At 72.7% G+C, this 9,849-nt stretch carries 10 protein-coding genes; 4 read left to right on the top strand and 6 right to left on the bottom strand.

The genetic code is table 11. The features are described from left to right. Positions 1 to 8 precede the first annotated feature (8 nt). The 4 genes from RIF68_RS15615 to RIF68_RS15600 all read right to left on the bottom strand — a co-directional run bounded on the left by RIF68_RS15615 (position 9) and on the right by RIF68_RS15600 (position 2,972). A complete protein-coding gene (locus RIF68_RS15615; protein ID WP_309051853.1) occupies positions 9 to 614 on the bottom strand; it encodes a nucleoside triphosphate pyrophosphatase in 606 nt (201 codons plus the stop codon). Between the two features lie 376 nt (positions 615 to 990). After that, positions 991 to 2,082, bottom strand: a complete 1,092-nt coding sequence (locus RIF68_RS15610; protein WP_309051852.1) for an IS630 family transposase — start codon at positions 2,080 to 2,082, stop codon at positions 991 to 993. 43 nt (positions 2,083 to 2,125) lie between these two features. Continuing rightward, positions 2,126 to 2,254, bottom strand: a complete 129-nt coding sequence (gene mmpB, locus RIF68_RS15605) for a morphogenic membrane protein MmpB (protein ID WP_309051851.1) — start codon at positions 2,252 to 2,254, stop codon at positions 2,126 to 2,128. A gap of 82 nt (positions 2,255 to 2,336) precedes the next feature. Further along, complete coding sequence (locus RIF68_RS15600; RefSeq protein WP_309051850.1) at positions 2,337 to 2,972, bottom strand: TetR/AcrR family transcriptional regulator; 636 nt, start codon at positions 2,970 to 2,972, stop codon at positions 2,337 to 2,339. Between the two features lie 70 nt (positions 2,973 to 3,042). Between RIF68_RS15600 and RIF68_RS15595 the strand changes: the two genes are divergently transcribed. After that, the gene (locus tag RIF68_RS15595; RefSeq protein ID WP_375165705.1) at positions 3,043 to 4,479 is read left to right on the top strand and encodes an MFS transporter; all 1,437 of its coding nucleotides are present in this window, start codon (positions 3,043 to 3,045) and stop codon (positions 4,477 to 4,479) included. Positions 4,480 to 4,560: 81 nt separating this feature from the next. On the opposite strand, the gene RIF68_RS15590 is transcribed toward RIF68_RS15595, so the two are convergent. Both RIF68_RS15590 and RIF68_RS15585 read right to left on the bottom strand, forming a co-directional pair. After that, positions 4,561 to 4,770 (bottom strand): acyl-CoA carboxylase subunit epsilon, encoded by a 210-nt coding sequence (locus tag RIF68_RS15590; protein WP_309051849.1) that lies wholly within the window; start codon positions 4,768 to 4,770, stop codon positions 4,561 to 4,563. 18 nt (positions 4,771 to 4,788) lie between these two features. Further along, positions 4,789 to 6,390: an acyl-CoA carboxylase subunit beta gene (locus RIF68_RS15585; RefSeq protein WP_309051848.1), complete on the bottom strand. Its 1,602-nt coding sequence runs from the start codon at positions 6,388 to 6,390 to the stop codon at positions 4,789 to 4,791. Between the two features lie 134 nt (positions 6,391 to 6,524). Here RIF68_RS15585 and RIF68_RS15580 point away from each other — a divergent pair, with 134 nt between their 5' ends. The 3 genes from RIF68_RS15580 (at position 6,525) to RIF68_RS15570 (ending at position 9,707) form a co-directional block, all read left to right on the top strand. Beyond that, positions 6,525 to 7,376, top strand: a complete 852-nt coding sequence (locus RIF68_RS15580) for a biotin--[acetyl-CoA-carboxylase] ligase (RefSeq protein WP_309051847.1) — start codon at positions 6,525 to 6,527, stop codon at positions 7,374 to 7,376. A 337-nt stretch (positions 7,377 to 7,713) separates the two neighbouring features. Beyond that, a complete protein-coding gene (locus RIF68_RS15575) occupies positions 7,714 to 8,862 on the top strand; it encodes an adenylate/guanylate cyclase domain-containing protein (protein WP_309051846.1) in 1,149 nt (382 codons plus the stop codon). Between the two features lie 38 nt (positions 8,863 to 8,900). Beyond that, positions 8,901 to 9,707 (top strand): enoyl-CoA hydratase-related protein, encoded by an 807-nt coding sequence (locus RIF68_RS15570; RefSeq protein WP_309051845.1) that lies wholly within the window; start codon positions 8,901 to 8,903, stop codon positions 9,705 to 9,707. The last annotated feature ends 142 nt before the right edge of the window (positions 9,708 to 9,849 follow it).

The raw sequence follows: 9,849 nt of genomic DNA, 5'->3' as shown, positions 1-9,849 counted from the left end.
TCTGAGCGTCAGGCCCAGAGGTCGGTGATCCGTACGTCCAGCTTCGCGAGGAGCCTGCGCAGCAGCGGCAGCGACAGGCCGATCACGTTGCCGGGGTCGCCGTCGATGCCCTCGATGAACGGCGCCGAACGCCCGTCCAGGGTGAACGCGCCCGCCACGTGGAGCGGTTCGCCGCTCGCCACGTACGCCGCGATCTCCTCGTCCGTCGGCTCGCCGAAGCGGACCACGGTCGAGGCCGTCGCCGACTCGAAGCGCTTGGCGGCCGTGTCGTACACGCAGTGACCCGTCTGGAGGACGCCCACCCGGCCGCGCATCGCCTTCCAGCGCGCGGTGGCCTCCTCGGCGTCGGCCGGCTTGCCGAGGGCCTGCCCGTCCAGTTCCAGGACCGAGTCGCAGCCGATGACGAGCGCGCCGAACACCTCGGGCCGGGCGGCCACATGGGCTGCCTTCGCCTCCGCGAGCGTGAGCGCGAGCTCGGCCGGGGTGGGGGCCTGGACCTTGTCCTCGTCGACCCCGCTCACGATGACCTCGGGGGCGAGTCCGGCCTGCCGGAGCAGCCCGAGCCGGGCGGGGGAGGCGGAGGCGAGGACGACACGGCGAAGCTCAGCAGTCATGGTCCCCAGCCTAATCGGCCGAGGGGGCCGGGCGCCTGACGCGCGCTCACGGGCCGGGACGCCGGGGGCCGCCGTCCTCGCCGTCCGGCCGGGGCGGGCCGTCCGGGCCGGCCGGGGCGCCGCGCGGCGGTGAGGGCGCCTCCGCCACGGGTGGCCCGGGGCCGCCGCCTCCGAGGGGTGATCGCGGCGCCTCGTCCAGGGGCGGTGGGCCGCCGCCTCGGACGGTGATCAGGTCACCCGCCCGTGAGGCCCCGGCCTCGGGGCGGGGGCCGGTCGCGGCTCGCCGTCTCACATACCGCCGCCGCGACGGGCCGGCGAAGGCCCGGCACCGGTCCGTGTGGCGATCCCGGGCCAGGCGCGACTTCACGGACACCCCCTAGTCTTCTGAGTCAGGAATTCTGTTCAGATATGAGGCGAGGCGTTCGAGGATCTCGTCTGCGGTCTTGGTCCAGATGTAGGGCTTTGGGTCGGTGTTCCATGCGGCGATCCAGGTCCGGATGTCCTGCTCCAGAGCTTGGACGGTCTTGTGGACGCCTCGCCGTATCTGCTTGTTCGTGAGCTCGGCGAACCACCGCTCCACCAGGTTGAGCCAGGACGACCCGGTCGGTGTGAAGTGCAGGTGGAACCGGGGGTGGGCCAGCAGCCAGGTCTTGATGGCCGGGGTCTTGTGGGTGGCGTAGTTGTCCAGCACCAGGTGGACCTCGAGGCCGTCCGGCACTTCCCGGTCGAGCTTGATGAGGAACTTCTTGAACTCCTCGGCCCGGTGGCGCCGGTGCAGGGAGCCGATCACCTTGCCGGTGGCCACCTCCAGAGCGGCGAACAGAGTGGTGGTGCCGGCCCGGACGTAGTCGTGGGTGGTCCTCTGCGGGACGCCGGGCATCATCGGCAGCACCGGCTGCGAGCGGTCCAGGGCCTGGATCTGCGACTTCTCGTCCACGCAGAACACCAGGGCCCGCTCGGGCGGGTCCAGATAGAGGCCGACGACATCGTGAACCTTGTCGACGAAGTACGGATCGGTCGACAGCTTGAACGACTCCGAACGGTGCGGCTGCAGACCGAAAGCCCGCCAGATCCGCGACACGGTCGACTGCGACAGGCCCAGTTCCTTCGCCATCGAGCGCGTCGACCAGTGGGTCGCGTTCTTCGGGGTGGACTCCAGCGTCCTGGAAACCAGTGCGGCCACCTGCTCGTCCGTCACCGTCCGCGGGCCACCCGGACGCGGCATGTCGCCCAGGCCGGCGATCCGGTGCTCGACAAACCTCGCCCGCCAGCGGCCCACCGCGTGGGGAGTCGAGCCGAGGCGTGCCGCCACGTCTTTGTTTGAAGCACCTTCGGCGCAGGCCAGGATGATCCGGCACCTCAAGGCCCACGCCTGCGGCGTGGAACGGCGCCGCACCCACCCCTCGAGTGCGGCCCGTTCCTCACCCGACAGGATCAACTCGGCCTTCGGCCGCCCGGTACGTGCCACAGGCCAAGCTTATACATCTGAACAGAATTCCTGACTCAGAAGACTAGCGCGCGCTCACCGCGAACATGGCCACGACCATCGCCAGGGCGAGCAGCACGCCCGCCCGGCGGAGCATGGCCTGCATCTCGCGCATGAACTTCGGCGGCTGGTTCTTGGGGTCGGACCACAGCATGGTCCGATCCTCCGGCCGGGGAGGGCCGGAGCGCCTGAGTACGGATACTCAGCCGTCCCGGTCCCGGGTGACCACCGGGGGACTACGCGTGGACGAACACCCCCGCCCGCGCCGCCGCCAGGGCCGCCGCCACCGCCCGTTCGGCCACGTCGGCGGTGACCTCCTCCCCGGTGACCGCGAAGCGGTAGTAGAGCGGGGCCGAGACCGCCCGCAGCAGCTCCGTGGGGTCGGTCCCCTCCGGGGCCTCGCCGCGTGCGACGCCCCGGACGACGACCGGGGCCCATTCGGCGAGCCGGGTCCGGTAGAAGCCGGCCAGCGCGCGGGCGCACTCCTCGTCGCAGGACGCGGCGGCGATGACCGCGCGGAAGACGGCGCCCATGCGGGGGTCGGTGAGGGTCTCGCGTACGAGAGCGGCGTTGGCGCGCAGGTCGCCCGCCAGGCTGCCGGTGTCGGAGGCGGGCAGGGACTGCTCGGCCATGTCGTGGAGGAGGTCGGTGACCAGACCCACGGGGGTGCCCCAGCGCCGGTAGACGGTCGTCTTGCCGACGCCCGCGTCGGCGGCGACGCGGTCCATCTGGAGGGTGTGGAAGCCGGTCTCGGCGAGCGCGTCGCGGGTGGCGTCGAGGACGGCCCTGCGCACCTTGGCGGTGCGGCCGCCGGGGCGCTGGGTGCCGGGCGAGGCCGGCCGGGTCTCACTCAAACGGGTCTCCTGTTCCATTAATACCTTCGGCTCTGCTACGGTACGGGACATCTTAACGGAACTCGCTTCCCATTAAGGGGTCGTACGCATGGCTGCCCTGGATCTCCCCGCCTCCACCGAACCCGCCTCCACCGCACCCGCCCCCGCCGACGCGTCCGCGCCGGCGGAGCCCACCCGCATGACCGGCCGCATGCGGCTCGTCCTGGTCGTCCTCCTCCTCGCCCAGTTCATGCTGGCCGTCGACTTCTCGATCCTGAACGTCGCCCTCCCCGTCATCGGCCAGGGCCTCGGCTTCAGTCTCGGCGGCCTCCAGTGGATCGCCACCGCCTTCGCGCTCGCCGCCGCCGGCTTCACGCTCCTCTTCGGCCGGATCGCCGATCTCCTCGGCCGCCGCCGTGTCTTCCTCGGCGGCATGGCCGTACTCGGCGTCTCCTCGCTCGTCGGCGGCCTGGCCACCGGCCCCGAGATGCTGATGGCCGCCCGCGTCGCGCAGGGCCTCGCCACCGCCGCCGTCACCCCCGCCGGGCTCTCCCTGCTCACCGCCTCCTTCCCCGAGGGCCCGCTGCGCGCCCGCGCCCTCGGCCTCAACGGAGCGCTGATGTCGGCGGGCTTCACCACCGGCGCGATCCTCGGCGGCGTCCTCACCGACCTGCTCTCCTGGCGCTGGGCGTTCTTCATCAACGTGCCCGTCGCCCTCGCCGTCGTCCTCGTCGCGCCCGCCGTCCTGCGCGAGAGCCGCCCGGCCGGCCGGCCGCGCCTCGACGTCCCCGGCGCCGTCACCGTCACCGGCGGCCTCCTCGCCCTCGTCTACGGCCTGACGGTCGCCGGCGAACACGGCTGGACCGACCCCACCGCGCTCACCGCCCTCGCCGCCGGAGCCGTTCTGCTCGCCGCCTTCGGTCTGGTCGAGCGGCGGGCCACGGCCCCCCTCGTCCCCCTGCGGGTGCTGCGCCGCCGGACCGTCGTCTGGGGCAACCTCGCCGGACTGGTCGCCTTCGTCACCGAGACCTCGCTGGTCTTCCTCATGACCCTCTACCTCCAGGACGTCCTGGGCTTCTCCCCGCTCGCCGCCGGCCTCTCCTTCGGTGTCCTCGGCGCCGGCACGATCCTCGGCGGGGTCCTCGCCTCCCGCTTCATCGGCCGGTTCGGGGCCCGCTCCGCCCTCGTCACCGGCGGTCTCCTCCAGGCCGCCGCCACCCTCGCCCTCTACGGCCTCGGCGAGGGCCGCGACGGACTGTGGCTGCTCCTCGCGGCGACCTTCGCGGGCGGCGTCGGCAACATGCTCGCGATCGTCGGGTTCATGGTCACCGCCACCTCCGGCCTCCCCGACGAGGAGCAGGGCATGGCGACCGGCCTCGCCACCATGACCCAGCAGATCGGCATCACCATGGGCACGCCGATCATGAGCGCCGTCGTCGTCACCGCCCCCGTGCTCCTCGACGGCATCGGCCTCGCGGTCCTCGTCAACGCCGGGATCGTCGCCGCCGGAGCCGTGCTCGCGGGCCTCTTCCTCCGCCGCGGGTGAGCCCGCTTTGGGCACGCGGAAGGCCGGACCCCCTCGGGGAGTCCGGCCTTCCGTCGCTCACCGCCGGGGGCGGCGCGGGGTTCAGGCGGGCCAGTAGGACCGCGCCCAGGCGCGCGGCCCGGGCCGGTGCCGTACCGAACGCGCGATACGGGACGGGTCCGACCAGCCCTCCGGCACGGCGGGGCCGGTGCCCTCGGCGGCCGCCGCCACGGCGGCGGCCCGCGCCTGGACCACCGCCAGTGCGGCGGCCAGCTCCTCCGGCGTGGGATTTCCTCGTACGACCTTGATCATCTGTGGTCCTCCCGGAGCCTAGAGCGGGATGTTGCCGTGCTTCTTCGGAGGCAGGGATTCCCGCTTGGTGCGCAGCTGACGCAGCCCCTTGACGATCTGCGACCGCGTGTCGGACGGCAGGATCACCCCGTCGATGTACCCGCGCTCGGCCGCCGTGTACGGGTTGAGCAGCGTGTCCTCGTACTCCTGGATGAGCCGGGCGCGCACCTCCGCCGCCTCGTCCTCGTCCTTGGCGGCCTCGATCGTCCGCCGGTGCAGGATGTTCACCGCGCCCTGCGCGCCCATGACGGCGATCTGCGCCGTCGGCCACGCCAGGTTGAGGTCCGCGCCGAGGTGCTTGGAGCCCATGACGTCGTAGGCGCCGCCGAAGGCCTTCCGGGTGATGACCGTGATCAGCGGGACCGTCGCCTCGGCGTACGCGTAGATGAGCTTCGCGCCGCGCCGGATGATGCCGCCGTACTCCTGGTCCACGCCCGGCAGGAAGCCCGGGACGTCCACGAAGGTGAGGACCGGGATGTTGAAGGCGTCGCAGGTGCGGACGAACCGGGCCGCCTTCTCCGAGGCGTTGATGTCCAGACAGCCGGCGAACTGCATCGGCTGGTTGGCGACGACACCGACCGGGAAGCCCTCGACCCGGCCGAAGCCGGTGACGATGTTCGGCGCGAACAGCGCCTGCGTCTCCAGGAACTCGCCGTCGTCCACGACGTGCTCGATGACCTTGTGCATGTCGTACGGCTGGTTCGCCGAGTCCGGGATGAGCGTGTCCAGCTCGCGGTCCTCGTCGCTCACCTCGGTGTCCGCCGTCTCCGGGAAGGCGGGCGGCTCCGACAGGTTGTTCGACGGCAGGTACGACAGCAGCTGCTTGACGTACTCGACGGCGTCCTTCTCGTCACCCGACAGGTGGTGCGCCACGCCCGAGGTGGTGTTGTGGGTACGGGCGCCGCCCAGCTCCTCGAAGCCGACGTCCTCACCCGTGACCGTCTTGATGACGTCCGGCCCGGTGATGAACATGTGCGACGTGCGGTCGACCATCACCGTGAAGTCGGTGATCGCGGGGGAGTACACCGCACCGCCCGCGCAGGGGCCGACGATCAGCGAGATCTGCGGGATGACGCCCGAGGCGTGGGTGTTGCGGCGGAAGATCTCGCCGTACATGCCGAGCGCGCTCACGCCCTCCTGGATGCGCGCGCCACCGGAGTCGTTGATGCCGATGACCGGGCAGCCCGTCTTCAGGGCGAAGTCCATGACCTTGATGATCTTCTGGCCGTACGTCTCGCCGAGCGCGCCGCCGAAGACCGTGAAGTCCTGCGAGAAGACGGCGACCGGACGGCCGTCGACCGTGCCGTAGCCGGTGACGACGCCGTCCCCGTACGGACGGTTCTTCTCCAGGCCGAAGTTGGTGGACCGGTGGCGGGCCAGCTCGTCCAGCTCGACGAAGGAGCCCTCGTCCAGGAGCAGCGCGATCCGCTCCCGGGCGGTCAGCTTCCCCTTCGCGTGCTGCTTCTCCACCGCACGCTCCGAGCCGGCGTGGGTGGCCTCGTCGATACGGCGCTTGAGGTCCGCGATCTTGCCCGCGGTCGTGTGAATGTCGATCTCGTACTGCTCTGCCGGCTCGGACATCGGGATGCGGCTCCCTGCCTGGTCACGGGGGGTTCGTTGACTACGAATGGGCTACTGCTGGCCTACTGACCCGTAGCGTATCGGCGCCGATACGGCCGCGCAGTGCGGTCTTTGCCACACCTAGTCTGGCTTGCATGACGTCCTCCCAAGGCTCCGGCGGACCCTGGTCCGACCTCGACAGGCCGCCCCTGAACGCCACCTCCCTGCGCCGCGCGCTCGTGCTCCCCGGCGGGCTCTGGACCTCGCTGGACGTGGTCGCCACCACCGGCTCCACCAACAGCGACCTCGCCGCCCGCGCCGGCGAACTGCCCGAGGGCGCGGTGCTCGTCGCCGAGGAACAGACTCACGGCCGCGGCCGCCTCGACCGCACCTGGTCGGCGCCCGCCCGCTCCGGCCTCTTCCTGTCCGTCCTCCTCAAGCCCGACGTGCCCGCCGAGCGGTGGGGCTGGCTCCCGCTCCTCACCGGTGTCGCCGCCGCGGCCGGACTCGGCCGGGCGGCCGGCGTCGACCTGTCCCTCAAATGGCCCAACGACCTCCTGGTTTCCGTCGGCGGCGAGGAACGCAAGACCGGCGGCATCCTCGCCGAGCGGGCCGGACCCGACGGCGTCGTCATCGGCCTGGGCATCAACGTCACCCTCCGTGAGAACGAACTGCCCGTCCCCACCGCCGGCTCCCTGCTCCTCGCCGACGCCGTCTCCACCGACCGCGACACCCTCCTGCGGGCCGTCCTGCGCTCTCTCGCCCAGTGGTACGGCGACTGGGTCCGGGCGGGTGGCGACCCCGAGGCCTCCGGGCTCCAGGCGGCCTACGCCGCCGGCTGCGCCACCCTCGGCCGCCGCGTCCGCGCCGACCTTCCCGGCGAACGGATGCTCGAAGGCGAGGCCATCGCCCTGGACGGCGACGGCCGCCTGGTCGTGGCGACGGAGGGCGGCGGTACGGAGGCGGTCGGCGCGGGGGACATCGTCCACGTCCGCGCGACGGCCTGACGCGCTCCCCGGTCCCGCGGTACGGGCCCGGGACCGGGCGCACGCGCGCGTGGCCTCCTCGGGCCGGGCCGACCGAGGAGCCACGGACTGCTGGGCCGGGCGCACGCGCGCGTGCGGGCCATTCGGCCCCGAGCCGCACCGCAGCCGCCCCGGCGCCGCGTTCCGTACGCCTCGCGCCGCCTGACCTGGGCGGCGGCGGGCACGCTCCCCAAGGGCCCGGTCGGGGGGGCCGGGGGCGGTTCGGGCGTGAGCCAGCCCACACCTGTCGTATCGTGGAGCGCGATCCAGGCGACAGATCGGCAGGGCAAGTGGGCAGGGAACGGGCAGGAGGCGGCCGGTGACCGTCGACGACGAGAACTCGGACGGCGGGGCCGAGCCGCCCGAGCAGCCCACCTACCCCACCCCCCACCATGCCGTCGACCACACGGCCGAGCCGTCCGACGACCCCTTGGCCATCCGCCTGGAACAGCTGATCCTCGGCGCCGACCGCCGCTACACCCCCTTCCAGGCCGCCCGCACCGCCGGCGTCTCCATGGAGCTGGCCTCCCGCTTCTGGCGCGCGATGGGATTCGCGGACATCGGTCAGGCCAAGGCGCTCACCGAGGCCGACGTGCTGGCCCTGCGCCGCCTCGCCGGTCTGGTCGAGGCCGGGCTGCTCAGCGAGCCGATGGCCGTCCAGGTGGCCCGCTCCACCGGACAGACCACCGCCCGGCTCGCGGAGTGGCAGATCGACTCCTTCCTGGAGGACCTCACCGAGCCGCCCGAGCCCGGCATGACCCGCACCGAGGTCACGTACCCCCTGGTGGAGCTGCTCCTGCCCGAGCTGGAGGAGTTCCTCATCTACGTCTGGCGGCGCCAGCTCGCCGCCGCCACCGGCCGGGTCGTGCAGGCGCAGGACGACGAGGAGATGGTCGACCGCCGGCTCGCCGTCGGCTTCGCGGACCTGGTCGGCTTCACCCGGCTCACCCGCCGCCTGGAGGAGGCCGAGCTCGGCGAACTGGTCGAGGCCTTCGAGACCACCTGCGCCGACCTCGTCGCCGCGCACGGCGGCCGGCTCATCAAGACCCTCGGCGACGAGGTGCTGTACGCGGCGGACGACGCCGGCATCGCCGCCGAGATCGCCCTGCGGCTCATCGAGACCCTCAGCCACGACGAGACCATGCCGGCCCTCCGCGTCGGCATCGCCTTCGGCACCGTGACGACCCGCATGGGTGACGTCTTCGGCACCACCGTCAACCTGGCCAGCCGCCTCACCTCGATAGCGCCGAAGGACGCCGTCCTGGTCGACAGCGCCCTCGCCGAGGAGCTGACCAGGACCGGTGAAGCACCCGTCTCCGAGGCGGAGGCGGCGGAGGAGGCCGCCCGCGCCGCGAAGGAGGGCCGCAAGGCCGCCTCGTACCGCTTCGCCCTCCAGCCGATGTGGCAGCGCCCCGTGCGCGGTCTCGGCATGATCGAACCCTGGCTCCTGAGCCGCCGTCCCACCTAGGATCCCGGTGAACCGTCGTTAACCGGGAGGGCCTCAGCATGTCCGCTCAGTCCGAGCAGTCCGAGCAGCGTTTTGGTGAGTTCGTGGTGGTCCGGCGGGACGGGCACGTGGCGGAGCTCGTCCTCGACCGGCCCAAGGCGATGAACGCGGTCTCCTCCGAGATGGCCCGCTCCCTCGCCGCCGCCTGCGAGGCGCTCGCCGCCGACAGCTCCGCCCGCGTCACCGTCCTGACCTCCTCCCACGACCGGGCCTTCTGCGTCGGCGCCGACCTGAAGGAGCGGAACTCCTTCACCGACGCCGAACTCGTCCGCCAGCGCCCGACCGCCCGCGCCGCGTACACGGGCGTGCTCGACCTGCCGATGCCGACCGTCGCCGCCGTGCACGGCTTCGCCCTGGGCGGCGGCTACGAGCTGGCCCTCGCCTGCGACGTGATCGTGGCCGACGCCACCGCCGTCGTCGGCCTGCCCGAGGTCTCGGTGGGCGTCATCCCCGGCGGCGGCGGTACGCAGCTGCTGCCGCGCCGCGTGGGCGCGGCGCGCGCCGCCGAACTCGTCTTCACCGCCCGACGGGTGGAGGCCGCCGAGGCGCGCGAGCTGGGCCTGGTCGACGTGCTGGCGGAGGACGCGCGGACGGCCGCGCTCGAACTGGCGGGCCGGATGGCGGCGAACTCGCCGGTCGGCCTGCGGGCCGCCAAGAAGGCGATGCGGCTCGGCCACGGCCTCGACCTGCGGGCCGGCCTGGAGGTCGAGGACGCGGCCTGGCGGTCGGTGGCCTTCTCGGGCGACCGGGCGGAGGGCGTGGCGGCGTTCAACGAGAAGCGGAAGCCGGAGTGGCCCGGGGAGTGACGGCGGCCGGGTCCCTCGGGCCGTGCGCGGCGGATCCCGCCACGCCACGCCGACCGGTGCGATGATCGGCCGATCTCCGTCCCCTTCCGACCTCCCGACAACCGGAACGTGTCACTTTCCGTGACGTCTCGAAGGGGAAAAC

Source organism: Streptomyces sp. (genome assembly GCF_031178505.1).
Lineage (GTDB): Bacteria > Actinomycetota > Actinomycetes > Streptomycetales > Streptomycetaceae > Streptomyces > Streptomyces gulbargensis.
The sequence above is the reverse complement of the archived record's forward strand: the minus strand, read 5'-3'. Positions and strand labels throughout refer to the sequence as shown.

What these genes read in the sequence shown, in the direction of transcription:
- RIF68_RS15615 (WP_309051853.1), bottom strand. Translation starts at nt 614, where the DNA reads ATGACTGCTGAGCTTCGCCGTGTCGTCCTCGCCTCCGCCTCCCCCGCC.
- mmpB (WP_309051851.1), bottom strand. Translation starts at nt 2,254, where the DNA reads ATGCTGTGGTCCGACCCCAAGAACCAGCCGCCGAAGTTCATGCGCGAG.
- RIF68_RS15600 (WP_309051850.1), bottom strand. Translation starts at nt 2,972, where the DNA reads ATGGAACAGGAGACCCGTTTGAGTGAGACCCGGCCGGCCTCGCCCGGC.
- RIF68_RS15595 (WP_375165705.1), top strand. Translation starts at nt 3,043, where the DNA reads ATGGCTGCCCTGGATCTCCCCGCCTCCACCGAACCCGCCTCCACCGCA.
- RIF68_RS15590 (WP_309051849.1), bottom strand. Translation starts at nt 4,770, where the DNA reads ATGATCAAGGTCGTACGAGGAAATCCCACGCCGGAGGAGCTGGCCGCC.
- RIF68_RS15585 (WP_309051848.1), bottom strand. Translation starts at nt 6,390, where the DNA reads ATGTCCGAGCCGGCAGAGCAGTACGAGATCGACATTCACACGACCGCG.
- RIF68_RS15580 (WP_309051847.1), top strand. Translation starts at nt 6,525, where the DNA reads ATGACGTCCTCCCAAGGCTCCGGCGGACCCTGGTCCGACCTCGACAGG.
- RIF68_RS15570 (WP_309051845.1), top strand. Translation starts at nt 8,901, where the DNA reads ATGTCCGCTCAGTCCGAGCAGTCCGAGCAGCGTTTTGGTGAGTTCGTG.